The following is an 18,550-nucleotide window of genomic DNA, read 5'->3' as shown; positions in this document are numbered from 1 at the left end:
GACGCACGCTCCGGAGCGCACGACGCAGCGCCACACCGTCGTCGGACAACACCTGCATGGCCGAGGCCCTCATCCCCGACTCGGGATGAGGGCCTCGGCGCGCGATGCGGGCGTCAGGTTGCCGTCACAGGATGCCGTGCTCGCGCAGCAGCACGCCGATCTCGGTGGAGTCGAGCCCCTTCGCGATCTTGCGGCGCAGTACGGCGGGGCCGGGCAGCTCGGTCTTCTCGCCGTCCTTGAGGCGCGCCGAGGCATCGAGCAGCGTCCGCACGTCGTAGGTCGAGTTGAACACCTCGGGCACACCGCGCTCGACGCCGAACAACTGGTAGGTGGCTTCCATGCCGGTGCGCACCGAGTACTCGGTCGTGAAGATGCAGTCGCGGCTGGTCTCGGCGAACTGGCCGATGAAGGCGAAGTTCTCCGCGCCCTCCGGCACGACGTCAGGGCGGTCACCGGCCTTGCGGGGCATGAAGAACGACGTCACGTACGGCATCATGACCGGTACGCACTTCGCGCCCGTCGCCGCGAGTTCGGGGATGTCAGCCTCGGGCACGCCGAGGTGGTAGAGCCACTCGGCGGTGATCTCCTCGCCGGTGCACTCGCTCATCGGCTTCTTGACGTAGTCGCCGGGCGTGTCGACGAACAGGCTGTAGACCCACACGACGATCTGGTCCTTCGGCTGCTTCTTGAAGTGCGGCTGGCGGTTCACCGTCCAGCTCATGAGCCAGCTCGAATCCTTGACGGTGACGATGCCGCCCGTCACGACCCGTCCGCTGAAGGGGTCGCGCTTGGCGATGCGCCGGATGTACTCGGGGATGCGCTCATCGAGCGTCGTGACGGTCGCCGACTCCCACTTCGTCTCGTCGATGGAGCTGCAGAACACCTCGGGGCGCCCGAACGACGGATCCTTGCGCGCGATCTTCTTCCACAGGTCCCACGCCGACGCAGGGCCGCGGTTCAGCGTCGCGGCGGTGTGGTGGTCGCCCTCGTCGGAGTTGTCGACGAGCGAGCCGATCGTCAGCAGGACGTAATCGTCGTCCCCGAGGTTGACGCCCGTGTCACCGGCGTGCTCACCGGTGCGGGTCCACTCGATGCGGGTCGCGCGCTTGGCCGACGCCGTCAGGTCGAACTCGACGTCCGTCACCTCCGTGTCGTACTGGAAACGCACGCCCTGCTCGCTCAGCCACTTCGTCATCGGCAGCACGAGCGACTCGTACTGGTTGTACTTGGTGAACTTGAGCGCCGAGAAGTCCGGCAGTCCGCCGATGTGGTGGATGAAGCGGTGCAGGTACAGCTTCATCTCGAGTGCGCTGTGCCATTCCTCGAACGCGAACATCGTGCGCCAGTAGAGCCAGAAGTTGCTGTCGAGGAAGTCGCGGCCGAACACCTCGTCGATGCGCTTGTTCTCCATCTCCTCGCGCGTCGCGAGGAACACCTTGACGAGGTCCTTCTGCGCCTTCTTGTTCAGCGTGAACAACCCGTCGGTGTGCGCGTCCTGGCCGCGTTCGACGGTGGCGCGCTGCAGCGAGTAGTTCGGGTCGTCCTTGTTGAGCCAGTAGAACTCGTCGAGCACGGACGCGCCCTCGACCTCGAGGCTGGGGATCGTGCGGAAGCAATCCCACAGGCACTCGAAGTGGTTCTCCATCTCGCGTCCACCGCGGATGACGAACCCCTTCTCGGGCTCCTCGATCCCGTCGAGGGCGCCACCGGCGAGGGAGCCCTTCTCGAGGATCGTGATGTTCTCGCCGGGGACGGCGGCGTCACGGATCATGAAGACGGCCGCCGCGAGGCCCGCGAGGCCGCTGCCGACGATCCAGGCGTGCTTGCTCGCGGCGTCCTTCGGCGGGCGGGGACGGGCGAAGGCTTCGTAGTTTCCACTGCTGTAGTACATGGGACCTCCTCGAGGTCGGGTGCGCGAGATCATCGCGCCGGACGATGGATGAGCGGACGTGCGCCGTCAGGGATGCAGGATGAAACGGATCGGGTTGCCGTCCTTGCGCGCGAGCCGCTCGAGCACTTCGGGCGCTTCCTCGAGCGGGAAGACCCCGCTGATCGACGCCGACAGGTCGAGCCGCTTCGTGCGGGTCAACGCGACGAGCTGGTGGACGTCCGTTCCCTCGCTGCCGTAGTGGCCGCGCAGCGTCAGCTGCTTGTAGGCGAATGCGGTGTCGGACGGAATCTCGATGGGCCGCCCGGCGAGGCCGACGATGACGAGACGTCCCTGCGGCGCGAGGGAGGCCATCGCCTGGGCCCGCACGGGGGCCACGCCCGCGAAGTCGAACGCGACGTCGAGACCGCGGGGCGAGAGCTGGCGGATGGCGTCCTCCGCGTCTTCAGGGGCGCACGCCACGTCGGCGCCGACGGCGAGCGCCCGTTCGCGCGCGGCCTCGAGCGGGTCGATCGCGACGATGGGGGAGGCGCCGATGAGACGCAGCAACTGCACGGCGTGAATGCCCAGCCCGCCGAGGCCCCAGACGCCGACGGCCTCGCCGGCGCGCACGCGCCCGCTCGTCTGGATGGCTGCCCACGGCGTCGAGACGGCGTCGGGGATGATGGCGGCCTGCTCGAACGGGAGGTCGTCGGGGATCGGGACGAGCGTCTCGGCCTGCGCGAGGGCGTTTTCGGCGTACCCGCCGTCGTAGTCGACGCCGCGCGTCAGGATGCGGCCGTTCGGGAGGCGGTGGCCGGCCTGCAGCAGGACGCGGCTGCCCACTTCGATGCCGGGCAGTGTCGGCACGCCGTCACCGAGGGCGGTGACGACGCCCGCGACCTCGTGACCGAGCGTCACCTTCTCGCTGTCGAGGAACTGCGGCGCGATGAGCCCTTCGAGCAGGTGCACGTCCGACAGGCAGACGCCCGCCGCCTTCACCTCGATGACGGCTTGGCCCGGCCCTGGCGTCGGGACGGGTACCTCCTCGACGTTCAGGGTGTGGTGCGTGACGTCGAGGCGTGCGGCCTTCATGGTGTCCATGGTGTCTCCTTCGTTTCCGATATTTTTGACTGTACTCATTTTTTGCGGCGCCGCCAGGGCCTTTCGGCCCGGGTAATGTTTCGATCCATGTCGCTTCCCCTCAGCGCCACGGCCGCCTCCGCGGCACCGTCGGCCGGTTCGACGGCCCCGACGAGGCCGGCCCCCACGCCGGGTACGCCTGACGCCACGGTCGTGACCTGCCGACGTCCCGTCGTGAGCGGCTCGGACCAGCAGGGTCGTCGCGCGCGCAACAAGGCTGACAAGCAGGCCCGCATCCTCGCGGCTGCCGAGAGCCTGCTCGGTGAGGTGGGGTACGAGCGCATGACGACGGCCGAGGTGGCCAAGCGCGCCAACGTCGCCGCCGGCACCGTGTTCCAGTACGCCCCGACGAAGGCGGAACTGCTCATGATGGTCGTCGAACACGAGTGGCGTGATCTCGTCGACGATCACCTGCCCGACGACGCCGGTGACGGTGGGGTGCGCGAGCACGTCCTGCGTCTGCTCGAACCGTTCGCGCAGCAGGCCCGTGACTACCCCGAGAACGCGATGGTCGTCGGACGGGAGGTGCTGTTCGGTGCGCCCGGACCGTATCGCGAGAAGGTCGTCGCGCTGGTCGCCGGTCTCGAGGACGCCATCGCGGGGCTGCTCGTCGCAGCGGGGGGTGACGCGGAGCGCAGCGTCGTCGCCGCGGGCCTCATCGTCTCCGGTGGGGTGCTCGAGCTGAACCGCACGCGTACCGGACGCGCCGAGGTCGAATCCGTGGCGCGCCGCCTCGGAGATCTCGTTGACGTCGCGGTGCGCGGCGCGGGCGTCTGATCGCTCGTGAGCGTGACGCGGGCGCTCAGCCGGCGTGGCGTTCACCTGCGCGTGCCCTGACCTCGACGGCGTCGCCCGCGCGCGCACGGGCCAGTCGCTTCATGCCGTCCGCGGGGCGGATCGGTTCGGGCCACTTCGGGGGAAGCGTATCGCCCTCACGGACGCCGTTGATGCGGCGCCGGAAGAGGGGGATCACCTCGGTGGCGAGCCATCGGCTCTCGGTGCGGATGCTCTCGCGCCAGTGCGGCGCCTCGAACGGAGGCAGCTCCGGCAGTTTGAGCGTGTGGGGGATGCCGAGTTCGGCGAGCACGTAGGCGGCGAGGTGCTTGTGCCCGAGCCGGCTCATGTGGATGCGGTCGAACGCCCACATGCGCGGGTCGTCGAACTCTCGAAACTGGGTGTGATCGACGAGCAGGCAGCCGTACTGGCGGGCCAGTTCGCGCACGGCGTCGTTGTAGAAGACGATGCGCCGCCGCAGCGGCTCGAGCGCCGTCGAGATCTTCACGTCGAACGTCGTGAACAGCAGCACCTCCGCGCCCGATCCGACGAGGCGCTGCAGCGCGGCCTCGTAACGCTCCATGATGGCGGGCATGTCGGAGCGGACGGCGAGGATGTCGTTGCCGCCGGCGTAGAACGAGATGAGCGTCGGTTCGAGCGCGAGGGCGGCGTCGAACTGCTCGTCGACGATCTCGTCGAGACGCTTGCTGCGGATGGCGAAGTTCGCGTACTCCCACGTCGCGTCCACGCGCCCCATCTGGCGGGCCATACGATCGGCCCACCCGCGCACGCCGTTGGGGTACATGAGGTTCGCGTCACCGACGCCCTCGGTGAACGAGTCTCCGACCGCTACGTAACGTCCCTTCATCGGGCTGACGGTAGGTCGTTCGCGTGGCCCGATGTCGGCGTCCGGCTGGCCGTGGGTGATCCGGGGCATGAAGCCTGGGTGAACTCAGGTGGACGAGCAGCTATCGACGAGACGCCGTGACCATCTGCGCTTCCTGTCCCATCTGCGATTCCCGTCCACATTCGTCGATATGACCAAGAATCGCGCACGTGGACGTAGATCGCAGGTGAGGAGCGGGCCACGAGAAGAGTGACCTGACGCGGCTTGACGCGCTCTGACGCCGGCGGCAGGGGCGCCAGCGGCACGTCAGAGCTGGGGGTTGTTCTTGGCGATGACCTCGACGGCGTTCTTGCTCTCGAGCAGGCCGAGGCCCGTCGCGCTGCGATACATCGCGATGGCCTCGATCTCGCGACCCTTGTGCACGAGGTAGCTGACGCGCTCGGACAGATCCTGGCCCGCACGCAGATCGGTGATCTCCTCCTGCAGGTGACGCACCTGCTTCTGCAGCGTCAGGTTGCTCCACCCGATGAGCAGGAGCAGGACGACGGCGACGACGAGGGCCCACACCATGACGATTCCTCACATTCGATCCACGCGCTTGACTCGAGCCGCTCGACTGGAGTCGTCTGACTCGAGCCGCCCCACTCGAGTCGCCAATCTACCGCCTCGCGTGGGCGCGGCGACGATGACAATCCCCAGGTTTCCTTGGCACAGTAGTGCCCATGACCGAGTACCTCATGTTGTTTCCCGAGCGTGACGTCGCCGAGGAGATCGCGGACGACCTGCTCGAATCGGGTGACTTCACCGACGTGCGCGTCGTGCGTGAGGCGCTGGCGGGTGAGGAGGACGACGAGGATCACGAGTGGGGCGTCTACGTCAAGCAGGACACCGTCGACGATCCTGCCTCGGCCGTCGCGCAGGCCCTCACCGAGCGTTTCGACGCGCTCGCCAAGGAGCATGACGGCTGGCTCGACCCCAACCCCGCGCAGCTGCCGACGCGCTGAGCGACGCGGCGTCGGAAGAGCTGACGCGACGCACGTCGCGCCGCCGGTCGTGCTGACGCGTTGAGCTAAACGCCGTCGGGCGTGCTGACGGGCCAAGAGACGCGCCGGGTGGCGACTGCGCGACCTCACCGACGCGTTGCCGCCGTCGACCGGCACATCGGACTAGTTGCTCCCAGCATCGGTGAGGCCCCATTCCCGCGCGGGAATGGGGCCTCACCGATGAACGGGCGTCAGTTCGACGTGGCGCGCTCTTCGAGCTTCGCGAGCGACTCCTCGAGGGCGTGCTTCTCGACGAGGGGGAAGTGCACCTTCTTGAGCAGTTCCTTGTCGGTGACCTTGCTCCAGTCGTACGTCAGGGTTACGGCGGTCTCCTTCGGGCCGTGGGCCTCGAGCTCGTACATCCACTCCCAGCCCTTGGGCTCGGTGCCGGCGGGCGCCGTCTGCCACGCGACGAGCTTGTCATCGGCGTACCCGGTGACGTGGTTGTCGGTCTGGTATTCGCCCCCCATGTGCTCACCGACCATGTTCATGGTGAACACCTGGCCGACCTTCTGGATGCGGTCTCCGTGGTCGACGCTGCGGATGAAGCCCGAGCCGTCGAGCTTGACGTGCTCGGCCGGGTTGGTGAGGACGTTGAAGATGTCCTGCGCCGGGGCCTCGATGGTGCGGGTCACGATGATCTTTTTCTCGTCAGTCATGTCTTCACCTTGGCTCACGGCGCGCGTCTTCGCAAGGCGTCCAGGGCGTTTCGGCGTCGATGCGGGCGACGTGTGTGGGCGGGCGCGCTCGCGGCGAAGGGGCGGCGGCAGGCTGAGGGCCATCGGGCGCCGTTGTCGAATCACGCACGTGGCGCGTGCACCTGGACGGCAGCCGCGCCCTCCCGGTGAGCGCCTGGCTCACCCCGAGAGAGCATCGCGCCGTGACGGGCGCTCGGGTAGCGTGATCGTCGAACGGGGCCGCCATGGCCCCCAACCGATCACGGGCGCAGCGGGGTGCCGCGCTCACCCCACGAAGGAGTCTGCAGATGACGAAGAACCGCCCTGACGAGCGTCCCTTCGACGCCGAGGCCTACGAGCAGGACACGCGTCAACAGGCTGCCGGAATGCGTCGCGATGGCGTGGGCGCCGACGAAGCGGGCGTCGTCCTGCACGAGGAGCGTCTCGTCGCGGGTGTCGAGCGCGCCGAGGCCGGGCGCGTCGAGGTGCGCAAGCGTGTCGTCGTCGAAGAGGTGACGATCACCGTCCCCGTGCGCCGCGAGGTCGTCGATGTCGTGCGCGTGTACGACGACGGCAGCGAGGAAGCCGTCGACGTCCCCGCCTCGACGTGGCAGCCGCGCATCGAGAACCTCGACGGCGGTTCGGCGCTGGGCGAGCACACGCATGCCGAGGGTGAGGTGTACGACGTCGAAGCCGCAGAGGGCACGCACACGCGTGACGCCGACCGGCGCGACGAGGACGGCGTCATCGTGCTGCACGAGGAGCGCCCCGTGCTCTCGACGCGGATCTACGCCGTCGAACGGCTGCACCTCGGCATCAGTGCGACGAAGGAGAACGTCACCGTCACCGAGCCGGTGCAGCGCGAGGTCGTCGAGGTCGACGAGGTCGACGACGTGCGCGACCCACGTGGTGAGGGCGGTTCGGCGCGCGCGTGACGACCTTCCCCCACGCGATGACGTGCCGGGCAAGCTGCTGAGCAGCGCCTCCGTGGGCGCCCAGTGCAGCGTCAGGAGGGCGGTACCCGATCGGGTACCGCCCTCCTGACGTTCCGGCCGAGCCGAGCCGTCAGTAGATACCGTCGACGGCACCCGCCGGGCGGAAGTCGCCGATGACGCTGGAGGCGACCGTCTGCCCGAGCGCGACGCTCTGGTCGCGATGACGATCGGAGCTGCCGCTGTTCTTGGAACCGTCCGCGTATGAGGCAATGGTGCGGGCCAATCGGTTGTACTCCGCGACCTTGGCGTCGTAGTAGTTCTGGCACGCAGCGCCCTGCCCGGACGTGAGGGCGATGGGCTCGAGGGTGGGCGGCAGGGGCGTGTTGGGCATCAACGGGGTGATGCGGATCCCGTTCGTGATGCGGCCGGTGAACATGAAGCCGTCCTGTCAGTGGAATCAGAAGTCCGCCTCGTTGTCGCCCTTGCCACAAGCGGGACAGTGCCGACGAACGTCCAGGTGTAGGTGAGGGTTCCCGTCGTCTTGTCGAAGCCACCGCGCGTGATGGTGTGCTACGAGGTGGACGGCCAGGTCCCCGCCCGCTCGGTGTCCTTGGGTCCGGTGCGCCCGACGACGTCGACGCGCGGCGCCAGGGGGTGGTCGGCCGCGAAGCGCAGGGGGACGTCGCTGTCGTTGCGCAGGTTGAGCCAGGATTCGCCCTCGAATCCATTGGCGCTCAGGACCAACTGGTAGAAGTTGACCGTCAGCGAGCCCTGCTTCGTCGGCAGGTCGGCGAAAGCGAGATCCATGGTCGCCCTGCTCTCAGGGCTGCGTGCGGTGTTCGAGGCTGTGCCGGACGGGCTCGCCGCGGCGATCGTGACGGCGGGGATGCTCCACGCGGTGCCTGGGACGACGGTGCGGCGGGGTCATCAGAGGAAATTGACCGGCCGTCCAGAGTGTTCTCTGAGGCCGCTCAGGGGCGAGGCGGCGCTGGTGAGCACCCTCCACACGCGCATCCGATCCTGTCGCGGAGGCTCTCCGCCCCGCGCTAACCTCGACGCATCGGCCGGCCATCGGGTGGCTGCCGACGCGCGCGAGAGGCGCGCCGGACACAGGAGGGTGGCTCCATGGGGATGACATCACGACGCGCGACCAAACGCGCCGATCTGCCGGGCACCGACGCGGCGTCACGGCGAAGCGCAGCCGCGCGCGGCCGCATCATGCGGGGCACGGTCGTCACCGTCGCGGCCGCGCTTGCCGTGACGGGGTGCACGAGCGCCACGACCGGTGGCTCCTCGGCGCCCACCTCGGCGCCCGCCTCGGCCACCACCTCGGGACACACCGGCGCCGCGTCGTCGCCGTCCGCGAGCACCCCCGGATCGCAGGCGTCCACCTCGAGCCAGCCCATCGATGTGTCGAAGGTCGTCGTGCGAGGCGACCGGCGCAGCGACGCCGCGAAGCTCGCGACGGCCGCCGTCGCGGACCTCGAACGCTACTGGGGTCGGCAGCTGCCAGCGGTCTACGGCTCGGCGTTCACACCCATCAAGGCCTACTACTCCGTCGACACCAAGGCGGGACGCCGTTCACCGTCGGTCTGCGGGGACGTCACCGGAAATGCCTACTACTGCTACGAGGACGGGGCGATCGCCTGGGATTCGACGGGCCTGCTCACCGACATGCGCAGCGCCTACGGCGACATCGCGCCGCAGGTCATCATGGCGCACGAGTTCGGGCACGCGGTGCAGCACCGTTTCGGCTACCGCGGCAAACCCGTCGTGCAGGAGCTGCAGGCCGACTGCTTCGCCGGCGCCTGGCTCCATCACGCGATCGACGACAAGGTCGTCGCCGCCTCGTCGGAGACGCCGACGCAGGCCGCCGCCGCGATCCTCGCGGTGAAGGACCCGGTGGGTGAGGACCCGCGCTCCGAACAGGCGCACGGCAACGGCTTCGACCGCGTCAACTCCTTCCAGACGGGCTACGACGACGGCCTGAAGGCGTGCAAGGCGTACACGAGCGAGGAGCCCGTCGTCACCGAGCTGCCGTTCACGAGCTACACGGACGCTGCGAGCGGCGGGAACCTGCCGTACGAGTCGGCGATGCAGAGCGGCGCCTACGACCTCGACGACTACTGGGAGCACACCTACCCCCAGGTGACGAACGGTCAGCAGTGGAAGCCGATGGGCAAGCTGACGCCGTTCGCGACGAGGAAGCCGGCCACGTGCGGCGACGAGACGGTGACGGACGCCGTCGCGTACTACTGCCCGAGCGACGACTCGATCGGGTGGAACGACGACGTCACGCGTGAGATCTACCGGGAGACAGGCGACTTCGGCCCAATCGTGCTCCTGGCCGCGCAGTACGGCAAGGCGGCCCTGAGCCGCTCGGGCAAGCCGCTCGGCGACGACGCCGCCGATCGCGGCGTCTGCTACGCGGGTGCCTACTCCGCCGACGTCATCCTGCACAACCGTCCGCAGACCAGCTCGTTCACGATGTCGCCTGGCGACCTCGACGAAGCCATCCAGGCACTGCTCATGGTCGGTGGCTCCGACGGTTTCGACCTCATCCGCGCCTACCGCAAGGGTGCGCTCGACGGGCCGAAGGGCTGCGCCGGCGCCAAGGTGTCCTGACGGCGGTGCTCACCCGGCGATGTCGTAGGCCTTGAGGCGCTTCTTGTCGCGCTTCGACCCCGACGCCTGCAGGGCGAGCAACTCGGCGTAGATGCCGCCGGAGGTGGCGAGCTCAGCGGGCGGGCCGACCTCGTCGATGCGTCCGTCGCGCAGGGTGACGATGCGGTCGACGGCGCTGATCGTCGACAGGCGGTGGGCGATGATGAGGGACGTGCGGCCCTCCATGAGCTCGTCGAGGCCGGCCTGCACGAGTCGCTCCGACTTGGTGTCGAGCGCGCTCGTCGCCTCGTCGAGGATGAGGATCGGCGCGTCCTTGAGCATCGCTCGCGCCACGGCGATGCGCTGCTTCTGGCCGCCGGACAGCTTGAGGCCGCGTTCGCCGATCGTCGTGTCGTAGCCGTCGGGGAACTGGCGGATGAACACGTCGGCGTTGGCGCGTTCGGCCACGGCCCGGATCTCCTCGTCGGTGGCCTCGGGGTGGCCGTAGGCGATGTTCTCGCGAATCGTGCCGCTGAACAGCGACGCGTCCTGGAACACGACGCCGAAGTCGCTGCGCAGCTCGTCGAGCGGCGTCTCGGCGGTGTCACGGCCGAAGACGCGCAGGTGCCCGTCATGCACCGTGTACAGCCCGAGCAGGAGGCTGATGAGCGTCGTCTTGCCGCCGCCGGACTCGCCGACGAACGCGACATGTTCACCCCGTTCGACGGCCAGCGTGATGTCCTTCAGCACGTCCCGGTCGGCGTCATAGCCGAACGAGGCGTGATCGAACTCGATGACGGACCCGGTGCATGCGGCGGCGCGCGCACGCGCGGCGTCGATCGTCGCACCCGGCGCGGTGTCGGCGGCGCCGAGCAGGTCGAGGCCCTCCCGCTCTGGTCGTTCTTCGAGGACGCGGAAGTAGTCGCGGCTGCCGGCGACAGCCCGCTGGCCCGAGTCAATGAGGTAGCTCATCATCATGACGGGCTGACGCGCCATGTTGACGAGTTGGATGAGCAGCACCATGTCACCGATGGAGAAGTGCCCCTCGACGGTCTGCACGAAGATGATCGAGTAGACGCCGAAGAAGATGACGTTGAGGGCGCCGCGTCGCGCGCCGTCCATGAGGTGCCAGTAGCGCGACTGCTCGCGAGTCGTCGCGACGGTGCTCGCGTACCGCTCGTCGAACGACGTGAGCTCGCGGCGCTCCTGACCGAAGCTCTTGACGACGCGGATCTGCCCGACGACCTCGGCAAAACGTCCGCCGGCGATGTCGAACTGGCTGTTCTTCTCGCCCTCGAGCACCTGCCACTTCTTGCTCGTCAGCGTCGTCAGGTACATGAAGACGGGGAAGACGATGAGCAGCAGCAGCGCGAGCGGCCACGAGTAGATGGCGGAGATGACGAGCACCGCGAACGTCGTCAGCAGCATCGGCAGGAAGTTGTTCGCGAACGAGTTGAGGAACTGTGTCGTCTCCGAGATGTTCCGCGAGAGGCGGTTGATGATCCTGCCCGTCAGCTCACGGTCGAAGTAGCTCTGCGGCAGCGTCAGCAGCTTCTCGAAGTAGCGCGTCGACAGGATGCGGCGCAGCCGCACCGCCGTCACGTCGCCGATGTACCCGCCGATGTTGCTGATCGCCGTGTTCGCGAGGTCGGCCACGAGCAGGGCCACCGCGAACCACATGATGGTCGTGACGTGCCCCGACGGGTTCGCGCCCGTCTTGACGACGGAGACCACCTCGTCCGTCGCACCCGAGATGATGAACGGCATGACGAGCGACGTCGCCGTGATGAGAACCGAGCTGACGACGATCGCGAGATACGACGGCCACAGCGCGCGGGTGGAGGACAGGATCTTGCCGATGCTTCGCACGGATGAAGCGTGCCACCCGGCGACGACAACCCCGAAATCTCGCGGCGACGCGGTGTCCGGTGGCCGACACGACGACGCGGGCCGCCCCGGAGAAAGAAGGTGCAGCCCGCGGTGTCGGAGCGGCCGGTGCGTTCGGCGTCGCAGCGGTGTCGTCAACACGTGTTCGATGCGTCGAGCGACTTGACCTGGCACGGCACCGTCGTGCCGTCGGGCAGCGTGACCGTGACGTCCTGTACGTAGCTGAGTCCGCCCTGCGCCACACCGCACCCGAGCGGGGCGACGGCGTTCGAGTAGTTCGTGATGAAGCGACCCGAAGGGCCGGTGGTGAAGTTGCGGCACGTCGTACCCGTGACAAGGCTGTACGAGCCTGCCCCGCTTCCTGCGCGCCACTCGACGTGAAGATTCCAGCTCGCGAGGGTGCCATTGAGGTGGGCGATGATCGTGCTTCGTGAGGTGCTGGTCACCGGCTGCCACCCCGCGCTGCCGTAGGAGTAGGTCATGTTGGAACAGGTGGACGAGCCACAGGAACTCCGGCGGTTGGAGGTGGTGTCACCGACCCAGAAGATGCCAGGGCCGGAAGATGTCTGGCCGTTGCGCAGCCCGAGCCAGTAGTCGTAGGTCACCTGGCAACGGTCACGCCGGCGGGCAGGTTGTCGACGCATGTCGGGGCGCCGACGTTGAGCGATTGATTCGCCGTCGGTGCGCTGACATCACCCCAGTCGTAGATGACGCCGCCGCTGACACGAGGTGTGGGGGCGCCACAGGTGGATGCCGCCATCACGGGGGCAGCGCCCGCAACGGTGACGGCGGGGATGCTCCCGGCGGCCCCGCGGGCGACGGAACGGCGTGAGATGGGTGTGGTCATGTGGATCCCCAGGCGATGAAACGTTTTTTGAGCACACTCAGTTGTGCATTCGAGGTCGCCGTCATCAAACGAGGGCCGTCCGTGTGGACACACTCATGAGCTTCGTGTGTACCCGTGAGTTGAGTGGAATACGCGCAACTTTGTTGCGGTTGTACCTGACAGGAAGATGCGCGACCAGCCATACTGAAGGTGAGGTCGCTGTCGAGCCACCGGGCCCGTCAGCGAACGTCGTGCATTGCAGCAAGAAGACGTTCAACGACAAGGAGTCAGCAGTGGATATTCAACTGACAACGAAGGCGCAGGAGGCCCTCTCCGCCGCCGTGACGGCCGCGCAGTCGGCCGGCAACCCCTCGATCGAGCCCGCGCACCTCCTCAAGGCGCTCGCGGAACAGACCGACACGACCACAGGCCCGCTGCTCGAGGCGACGGGCACCACTCCGCAGGCAGTCATCGCGCAGGCCGAGGCCGACCTGCGCACGTTCCCGAGCAGCTCGGGTGCAAGCGTGGGCCAGCCCGGCATGAGCCGTGAGCTGCTCAACGTGCTCGAGAAGGCGCGCAGCGACATGAGCGCCATGGGGGATGCGTTCACCTCGACCGACCACCTGCTGCTCGCGCTCGCTCGCACGGGCAAGTTCTCCACGCTGAACGCGGAGGCGATCGAACAGGCGATCCCCGCGACGCGCGGTGGCCGCAAGGTCACCTCCGCCGAGCCCGAGGGCACGTTCGAGGCGCTCGAGAAGTTCGGCACCGACCTGACGGCCCTCGCCCGTGAGGGCAAGCTCGACCCCGTCATCGGCCGCGACAGCGAGATCCGTCGCGTCGTGCAGGTGCTGAGCCGCCGCACGAAGAACAACCCCGTCCTCATCGGTGAGCCCGGCGTCGGCAAGACGGCCGTCGTCGAGGGTCTCGCGCAGCGCATCGTCGCCGGGGACGTGCCGGAGAGCCTGCGCGACAAGCGCCTCATCTCCCTCGACCTCGGCGCGATGGTCGCCGGTGCGAAGTACCGCGGCGAGTTCGAGGAGCGCCTCAAGGCCGTCCTCGAGGAGATCAAGAACTCCGACGGCGAGATCGTCACGTTCATCGACGAGATCCACACCGTCGTCGGCGCGGGTGCCGGCGGCGACTCGTCGATGGACGCCGGCAACATGCTCAAGCCGATGCTCGCGCGCGGCGAGCTGCGTCTCGTCGGTGCGACGACGCTCGACGAGTACCGCGAGAACATCGAGAAGGACCCGGCGCTGGAGCGTCGTTTCCAGCAGGTGTTCGTCGGTGAGCCGAGCGTCGAGGACACGATCGCGATCCTGCGCGGCCTGAAGGAGCGCTACGAGGCGCACCACAAGGTCGCCATCGCCGACCAGGCGCTCGTCGCCGCTGCGACGTTGAGCGACCGCTACATCACGAGCCGACAGCTGCCCGACAAGGCGATCGACCTCATCGACGAGGCCGCGTCGCGTCTGCGCATGGAGATCGACTCGAGCCCCGTCGAGATCGACCAGCTACGCCGCAGCGTCGACCGCATGAACATGGAAGAACTGCACCTCGAGAGCGAGACCGACCCGGCCTCGCGCGACCGACTCGCGAAGCTGCGGGCCGACCGCGCCGACACCGAGGAACAGCTCGCCGCGCTGACGGCGCGTTGGGAGGCCGAGAAGGCCAGCCTCAACAAGGTCGGTGATCTCAAGGCCCAGATCGACGACCTGCGCACGCAGGCTGAGAAGCTGCAGCGCGAAGGTGACTACGGCAACGCCTCGAAGTTGCTCTACGGCGACATCCCGGCTCTTGAGAAGCAGCTCGACGAGGCGCAGGCAGCCGAGGCGACGTCCTCGAAGGCCGGCGGCGAGGCGCCGATGGTCTCCGACGAGGTGACCGCCGACGACATCGCCGAGGTCATCGCCAGCTGGACCGGCATCCCCGCCGGGCGTCTGCTCGAGGGCGAGACCGAGAAGCTGCTGCGCATGGAGGACTTCCTCGGCGAGCGCCTCATCGGTCAGAAGGCCGCGGTCGAGGCTGTCAGTGACGCCGTGCGCCGTTCGCGCTCCGGCATCGCCGACCCCGATCGTCCGACCGGTTCGTTCCTGTTCCTCGGCCCGACGGGTGTGGGCAAGACGGAGCTCGCGAAGTCGCTCGCCGACTTCCTCTTCGACGACGAGCGCGCCATGGTGCGCATCGACATGTCGGAGTACTCCGAGCGTCACGCCGTCGCGCGCCTCATCGGTTCGCCTCCCGGCTACGTCGGGTACGAAGAGGGCGGTCAGCTGACCGAGGCCGTGCGCCGTCGCCCGTACTCGGTCGTGCTGCTCGACGAGGTCGAGAAGGCGCACCCGGAGACGTTCGACATCCTCCTGCAGGTGCTCGACGACGGGCGCCTGACGGACGGGCAGGGCCGCACGGTCGACTTCCGCAACGTCATCCTCGTCATGACGTCGAACCTGGGCAGCCAGTTCCTCGTCGACCCGACGATGGCGCCGGAGGCCAAGCATGGCGCTGTCATGGGTGCGGTGCGCGCGCAGTTCAAGCCCGAGTTCCTCAACCGTCTCGACGAGATCGTCATCTTCGACCCGCTGACGCGGGACGAGCTGTCGCACATCGTCGAGCTGCAGGTCGCGTCGCTGAGCAAGCGGCTCGCCGATCGCCGCATCACCCTCGAGGTGACGCCGGCCGCGCGCGAGTGGCTCGCCGAGACGGGGTACGACCCGGCGTACGGTGCGCGCCCGCTGCGTCGCCTCGTGCAGAAGGAGATCGGCGACCGTCTGGCTCGTGCACTCCTCGCCGGCGAGGTGCTCGACGGCGAGAAGGTGACGATCGACGTCGAACGTGGCGCGGCGCTGAAGCTGCCGGATGGCGTCACGGCACCGGAGGGCGTCGAGCCTCCGGTGACGGGTCTGCGCATCGTGTCGGAGAGGGTCGAGCCCGACGCGGGCGTCGAGAGCTGATCGTCGCGACAGCTGCCTGAGCAGTGAACCGCACACTGAAACGGCCGGACACCGATCACGGTGTCCGGCCCGTTTCGCGCGTCCCCTCTGCGGTTCCCGTCCCCTTCTGCGATTTTCGTCCACCCTTGCGAGTTTCGGTCACATTCGTATCGCGGCGCTGATGGCACGGCATCGGGGCAGGTAGATTTGACGTATGACAGAGAACACACCTGCAGTGACGACTCCTGGCACGCGCTACCTCGTGGCCTGGGGTGGGGACAAGCGTTCGGAGGACGCCCTCAAGCTCGGCGCCGTGCTCGCGCGCACCTTCGAGGCGAAGCTCGACATCGTGTACGTCGTCTTCCAGCAGACGAACGGTTTCACCGTCACCGCGGGCGACCGCACCTTCGAGCAGGAGGTCGGACGCGAGGCGGCCGGCTGGCTGAAGACGGCCGCGAAGTCGGTGGGCGAGGGCGTCGAGGTCGAGACGCACGTCGTCTACGGCGAGTCGATCACGCAGGGCATCCTCGCCGCAGCCGAGCAGCTCGGCTCGCAGGCCATCGTCATCGGTGCCGGTTCGGGCGCGGGTCAGCCCGTCGCGACGAACGCCATCGTCGGCGGCCTGCTGCACTCGAGCCCCGTCCCGATCGCCATGGCGCCGCGCAACTACCGCAAGGTGAAGTTCGACTCGCTCTCGTCGCTGTCCGCCGCCATCGGCCCGCGCCCCGGCGCGCACCAGGTCGCCATCGAGGCCGCAGACGCGATCAAGCGCGTCGGCCTGCCGCTGCAGCTCATCTCGCTCGTCTCGCTCAAGCAGGACAAGCAGTTCCACGTCGACGGCTTCGATGAGGCCGAGCGCGTGCTCGCCGACGCAGCCAAGCGCGTCGGTGACCGCGCGGAGGTCACGACCGTCGTCGGTCAGGGCCGCTCGCTCAAGCAGGCCGTCAAGAAGATCGACTGGGACGAGCGCACGGCGCTGTGCGTCGGCTCGTCCCGGCTCGCGCAGAACCGACGCACCTTCCTCGGCTCCGCTGCGACGCGCATGCTCTCGTCGCTGCCCGTGCCGATGATCGTCGTCCCGCGACGCGACGCTTGAGCCGCCACCTCGCGCACATGACTGAGCGCGGCGTCCCCTTCGCGGGGGCGCCGCGCTCAGGCGTCCTGAGCGGGACGCCGACGTGGCCGCGGCAGGCGCACGATGGCCCCGGCGTCACGCGGACGTGACGGCAGAGCCCTGATCGTTCGCGCCGGCCTGCGTGATGACGTCGCCGATGGCGTCGGTGACGAGGTCGGGCTCCTCGTACGTCAGCATGTGGCCCCGGCCGTCCACGATGTCGAGGTGAGCGTCGGGCATGGCCTCGGCGAGAGCGATGGAGTGGCGCTTCGGCGTCAGCAGATCACGCGAGCCGACGAGGATGCGCACGGGCACCTTGCTCAGCGCGGCCAGCGCGGCGAGTTCGTCGTGCGCCATGAGCGCGGTGTAGAACGCGCCGCTCGTCGAGATGCGCGTGGCGGCGATCTGGTCGCGCGCGGCCCGGACGTCTTCGTCGCGCGGGTCGATGCCGAAGCCGCCGCGGCGCTGTGAGGCGAGGGTGACGAGACGGCCCGGGCGGAGCGGAACGTGCTTGAGCGCCTTGACGATCCACTTCTCGCCGGGGACGGTGAAGCCGCGCAACTGCCCTGACGACGTCGAGACGAGCACCGCGCCGATGACCTTCTCACCCAGGAGCCCCGGGTGCAGCCCGGCGAACGCCATCACCGTCATCCCGCCCATCGAGTGACCCGCGACGATGACCGGTGATCCCTCCGGTGCCGTCTCGGCGACGACGCTCGCGAGGTCCTCGCCGAGCGCGCGCACGGTCTCGTCGCCGGGGCGCATGCGGCCACCGGCGAACGTCGAGTCGCCGTGCCCGCGCTGATCCCACAGCACGACTCGCACGCCGCCGCGATCGAGCAGACGCTGCGCAACGGGTTCCCACGAGCGGTGGCTCAGTGTCCAGCCGTGGGACATGACGACGGTCGGCGCGTCGGGCGCCAGATCGGCCGGCTCGGCGGTGAAGACGGCGAGGCGCGCGCCGTCGGCGGCGGTGACGGTGGTGCGGGCGAATTCGTGGTTCACGCGACCCACTCAAACACACCCGGAGACGGTGAACCGCCCCGTTTCGGAACCTGCATTGCATAGGCTGCGTCACAACGACAGGTGAGCATCCGCTCACGACCCCCGACGGACAGGTGAGCTCATGACCTCCCACATGCCCACGCGCCGCAGCGTCATGACGGCAGCGCTCGCGAGCGTCGCCCTGACGGCGTGCTCGTCGGCGAAGAAGTCCGATTCGAACGCCTCCAGCGGCGAGGACGTGACGAAGCGTCTCAAGGCCGCGCAGGACAAGATCGGCAAGACGTCCGGGTACCACACGAAGGTGACGTGCTCGGCCGCGCCGAAGGACGAACCGGCGCTCAAGGCGGGGGAGGGCGACGTCGTCAACTCGCCCGCCGCGTTCAAGGGTGACGTGACGGCGAGCACGCAGGGCAACGAGATCAAGGCCGGCATCATCAGCATCGGCGACAAGAACTGGGTGAAGCCGAGCTTCTCGCCCAAGTACCTGACGGTGAACCTCAAGTCGCTCGGTGTGCCGTCCCCGACGTCGCTTTTCAACGCGACGAGTGGCATCCCGGCGATGCCGCTCATGAGCAAGGACATGAAGCGTTCGGGCGAGAAGCTCGTCGGCGGCGAGAAGGTGACGACGTACAAGGGCACGCTCGACGGCCCGAGCGCCGCGAAGGCGATGGGTTTCGGCAAGACGCGCGGCGACTACACCGTCGAGGTCGGCCTCACGGACTCCGACGAGGTGCGCACCATGATCATCACGGGCCCGTTCTTCGACTCGGCCGACGCGACGTACACGATCGACATCTCCAAGTACGACCAGAAGGTCGAGATCAAGCAGCCGTGACCGTGCCTGCCGGTGATTCACCCCTGCTCGTGACGCACCCGGCCGCCGACTGACCCCCGA

18 protein-coding genes are annotated in these 18,550 nt (G+C 68.4%); 7 read left to right on the top strand and 11 right to left on the bottom strand.

The window, feature by feature from the left end; all coding sequences use genetic code 11:
* Nucleotides 1–124: 124 nt before the first annotated feature.
* Nucleotides 125–1,891, bottom strand: a complete 1,767-nt coding sequence (locus HMPREF0321_RS10375; protein WP_006946221.1) for an oleate hydratase — start codon at nucleotides 1,889–1,891, stop codon at nucleotides 125–127.
* A gap of 66 nt (nucleotides 1,892–1,957) precedes the next feature.
* Nucleotides 1,958–2,971: a zinc-binding dehydrogenase gene (locus HMPREF0321_RS10370; protein WP_006946072.1), complete on the bottom strand. Its 1,014-nt coding sequence runs from the start codon at nucleotides 2,969–2,971 to the stop codon at nucleotides 1,958–1,960.
* Nucleotides 2,972–3,058: 87 nt separating this feature from the next.
* Between HMPREF0321_RS10370 and HMPREF0321_RS10365 the strand changes: the two genes are divergently transcribed.
* On the top strand, nucleotides 3,059–3,787 hold the full coding sequence (locus HMPREF0321_RS10365; protein ID WP_006946266.1) for a TetR/AcrR family transcriptional regulator: 729 nt from the start codon (nucleotides 3,059–3,061) through the stop codon (nucleotides 3,785–3,787).
* A 25-nt stretch (nucleotides 3,788–3,812) separates the two neighbouring features.
* Here the strand turns inward: HMPREF0321_RS10365 and HMPREF0321_RS10360 are convergent, their stop codons facing one another.
* Nucleotides 3,813–4,652, bottom strand: coding sequence for an SGNH/GDSL hydrolase family protein (locus HMPREF0321_RS10360; protein WP_040014827.1), 840 nt, complete (start codon nucleotides 4,650–4,652; stop codon nucleotides 3,813–3,815).
* 285 nt (nucleotides 4,653–4,937) lie between these two features.
* On the bottom strand, nucleotides 4,938–5,201 hold the full coding sequence (locus HMPREF0321_RS10355; RefSeq protein ID WP_006946272.1) for a hypothetical protein: 264 nt from the start codon (nucleotides 5,199–5,201) through the stop codon (nucleotides 4,938–4,940).
* 152 nt (nucleotides 5,202–5,353) lie between these two features.
* Here HMPREF0321_RS10355 and HMPREF0321_RS10350 point away from each other — a divergent pair, with 152 nt between their 5' ends.
* A complete protein-coding gene (locus HMPREF0321_RS10350; protein ID WP_006946280.1) occupies nucleotides 5,354–5,635 on the top strand; it encodes a hypothetical protein in 282 nt (93 codons plus the stop codon).
* 230 nt (nucleotides 5,636–5,865) lie between these two features.
* On the opposite strand, the gene HMPREF0321_RS10345 is transcribed toward HMPREF0321_RS10350, so the two are convergent.
* Entirely contained in the window at nucleotides 5,866–6,333 is a 468-nt protein-coding gene (locus HMPREF0321_RS10345; protein WP_040014869.1) for an SRPBCC domain-containing protein, read from the bottom strand.
* A 326-nt stretch (nucleotides 6,334–6,659) separates the two neighbouring features.
* Between HMPREF0321_RS10345 and HMPREF0321_RS10340 the strand changes: the two genes are divergently transcribed.
* Nucleotides 6,660–7,286 carry a DUF2382 domain-containing protein gene (locus tag HMPREF0321_RS10340; protein ID WP_040014826.1) on the top strand — a complete coding sequence of 209 codons (627 nt, stop codon included), beginning with the start codon at nucleotides 6,660–6,662 and terminating at the stop codon, nucleotides 7,284–7,286.
* Nucleotides 7,287–7,416: 130 nt separating this feature from the next.
* On the opposite strand, the gene HMPREF0321_RS10335 is transcribed toward HMPREF0321_RS10340, so the two are convergent.
* A complete protein-coding gene (locus tag HMPREF0321_RS10335; RefSeq protein WP_006946294.1) occupies nucleotides 7,417–7,722 on the bottom strand; it encodes a hypothetical protein in 306 nt (101 codons plus the stop codon).
* A 134-nt stretch (nucleotides 7,723–7,856) separates the two neighbouring features.
* The gene (locus tag HMPREF0321_RS10330) at nucleotides 7,857–8,093 is read right to left on the bottom strand and encodes a hypothetical protein (protein WP_040014825.1); all 237 of its coding nucleotides are present in this window, start codon (nucleotides 8,091–8,093) and stop codon (nucleotides 7,857–7,859) included.
* A 318-nt stretch (nucleotides 8,094–8,411) separates the two neighbouring features.
* Between HMPREF0321_RS10330 and HMPREF0321_RS10325 the strand changes: the two genes are divergently transcribed.
* Nucleotides 8,412–9,911 carry a neutral zinc metallopeptidase gene (locus HMPREF0321_RS10325; RefSeq protein ID WP_006946253.1) on the top strand — a complete coding sequence of 500 codons (1,500 nt, stop codon included), beginning with the start codon at nucleotides 8,412–8,414 and terminating at the stop codon, nucleotides 9,909–9,911.
* A 9-nt stretch (nucleotides 9,912–9,920) separates the two neighbouring features.
* Here HMPREF0321_RS10325 and HMPREF0321_RS10320 read toward each other — a convergent pair whose 3' ends face one another.
* The 3 genes from HMPREF0321_RS10320 to HMPREF0321_RS16105 form a co-directional block, all read right to left on the bottom strand.
* Entirely contained in the window at nucleotides 9,921–11,759 is a 1,839-nt protein-coding gene (locus HMPREF0321_RS10320; protein WP_006946094.1) for an ABC transporter ATP-binding protein, read from the bottom strand.
* Between the two features lie 152 nt (nucleotides 11,760–11,911).
* On the bottom strand, nucleotides 11,912–12,382 hold the full coding sequence (locus tag HMPREF0321_RS10315; protein ID WP_040014824.1) for a hypothetical protein: 471 nt from the start codon (nucleotides 12,380–12,382) through the stop codon (nucleotides 11,912–11,914).
* On the bottom strand, nucleotides 12,379–12,624 hold the full coding sequence (locus tag HMPREF0321_RS16105) for a hypothetical protein (RefSeq protein ID WP_006946249.1): 246 nt from the start codon (nucleotides 12,622–12,624) through the stop codon (nucleotides 12,379–12,381). Before HMPREF0321_RS16105 ends, HMPREF0321_RS10315 begins: the two co-directional genes overlap by 4 nt.
* A gap of 272 nt (nucleotides 12,625–12,896) precedes the next feature.
* On the opposite strand from HMPREF0321_RS16105, the gene clpB reads away from it, so the two are divergent.
* Nucleotides 12,897–15,557 carry an ATP-dependent chaperone ClpB gene (gene clpB, locus HMPREF0321_RS10310; protein WP_040014867.1) on the top strand — a complete coding sequence of 887 codons (2,661 nt, stop codon included), beginning with the start codon at nucleotides 12,897–12,899 and terminating at the stop codon, nucleotides 15,555–15,557.
* Nucleotides 15,558–15,750: 193 nt separating this feature from the next.
* Nucleotides 15,751–16,632, top strand: coding sequence for a universal stress protein (locus tag HMPREF0321_RS10305; protein ID WP_082740471.1), 882 nt, complete (start codon nucleotides 15,751–15,753; stop codon nucleotides 16,630–16,632).
* A gap of 114 nt (nucleotides 16,633–16,746) precedes the next feature.
* Here the strand turns inward: HMPREF0321_RS10305 and HMPREF0321_RS10300 are convergent, their stop codons facing one another.
* Entirely contained in the window at nucleotides 16,747–17,655 is a 909-nt protein-coding gene (locus tag HMPREF0321_RS10300) for an alpha/beta fold hydrolase (protein WP_006946120.1), read from the bottom strand.
* Between the two features lie 121 nt (nucleotides 17,656–17,776).
* On the opposite strand from HMPREF0321_RS10300, the gene HMPREF0321_RS10295 reads away from it, so the two are divergent.
* The gene (locus HMPREF0321_RS10295) at nucleotides 17,777–18,490 is read left to right on the top strand and encodes an LppX_LprAFG lipoprotein (protein ID WP_006946146.1); all 714 of its coding nucleotides are present in this window, start codon (nucleotides 17,777–17,779) and stop codon (nucleotides 18,488–18,490) included.
* The last annotated feature ends 60 nt before the right edge of the window (nucleotides 18,491–18,550 follow it).

This window comes from Dermacoccus sp. Ellin185, from assembly GCF_000152185.1.
Lineage (GTDB): Bacteria > Actinomycetota > Actinomycetes > Actinomycetales > Dermatophilaceae > Dermacoccus > Dermacoccus nishinomiyaensis.
The sequence above is the reverse complement of the archived record's forward strand: the minus strand, read 5'-3'. Positions and strand labels throughout refer to the sequence as shown.

What these genes read in the sequence shown, in the direction of transcription:
- HMPREF0321_RS10375 (WP_006946221.1), bottom strand. Translation starts at nt 1,891, where the DNA reads ATGTACTACAGCAGTGGAAACTACGAAGCCTTCGCCCGTCCCCGCCCG.
- HMPREF0321_RS10370 (WP_006946072.1), bottom strand. Translation starts at nt 2,971, where the DNA reads ATGGACACCATGAAGGCCGCACGCCTCGACGTCACGCACCACACCCTG.
- HMPREF0321_RS10365 (WP_006946266.1), top strand. Translation starts at nt 3,059, where the DNA reads ATGTCGCTTCCCCTCAGCGCCACGGCCGCCTCCGCGGCACCGTCGGCC.
- HMPREF0321_RS10360 (WP_040014827.1), bottom strand. Translation starts at nt 4,652, where the DNA reads ATGAAGGGACGTTACGTAGCGGTCGGAGACTCGTTCACCGAGGGCGTC.
- HMPREF0321_RS10355 (WP_006946272.1), bottom strand. Translation starts at nt 5,201, where the DNA reads ATGGTGTGGGCCCTCGTCGTCGCCGTCGTCCTGCTCCTGCTCATCGGG.
- HMPREF0321_RS10350 (WP_006946280.1), top strand. Translation starts at nt 5,354, where the DNA reads ATGACCGAGTACCTCATGTTGTTTCCCGAGCGTGACGTCGCCGAGGAG.
- HMPREF0321_RS10345 (WP_040014869.1), bottom strand. Translation starts at nt 6,333, where the DNA reads ATGACTGACGAGAAAAAGATCATCGTGACCCGCACCATCGAGGCCCCG.
- HMPREF0321_RS10340 (WP_040014826.1), top strand. Translation starts at nt 6,660, where the DNA reads ATGACGAAGAACCGCCCTGACGAGCGTCCCTTCGACGCCGAGGCCTAC.
- HMPREF0321_RS10335 (WP_006946294.1), bottom strand. Translation starts at nt 7,722, where the DNA reads ATGTTCACCGGCCGCATCACGAACGGGATCCGCATCACCCCGTTGATG.
- HMPREF0321_RS10330 (WP_040014825.1), bottom strand. Translation starts at nt 8,093, where the DNA reads ATGGATCTCGCTTTCGCCGACCTGCCGACGAAGCAGGGCTCGCTGACG.
- HMPREF0321_RS10325 (WP_006946253.1), top strand. Translation starts at nt 8,412, where the DNA reads ATGGGGATGACATCACGACGCGCGACCAAACGCGCCGATCTGCCGGGC.
- HMPREF0321_RS16105 (WP_006946249.1), bottom strand. Translation starts at nt 12,624, where the DNA reads ATGACCACACCCATCTCACGCCGTTCCGTCGCCCGCGGGGCCGCCGGG.
- HMPREF0321_RS10305 (WP_082740471.1), top strand. Translation starts at nt 15,751, where the DNA reads ATGACAGAGAACACACCTGCAGTGACGACTCCTGGCACGCGCTACCTC.
- HMPREF0321_RS10295 (WP_006946146.1), top strand. Translation starts at nt 17,777, where the DNA reads ATGACCTCCCACATGCCCACGCGCCGCAGCGTCATGACGGCAGCGCTC.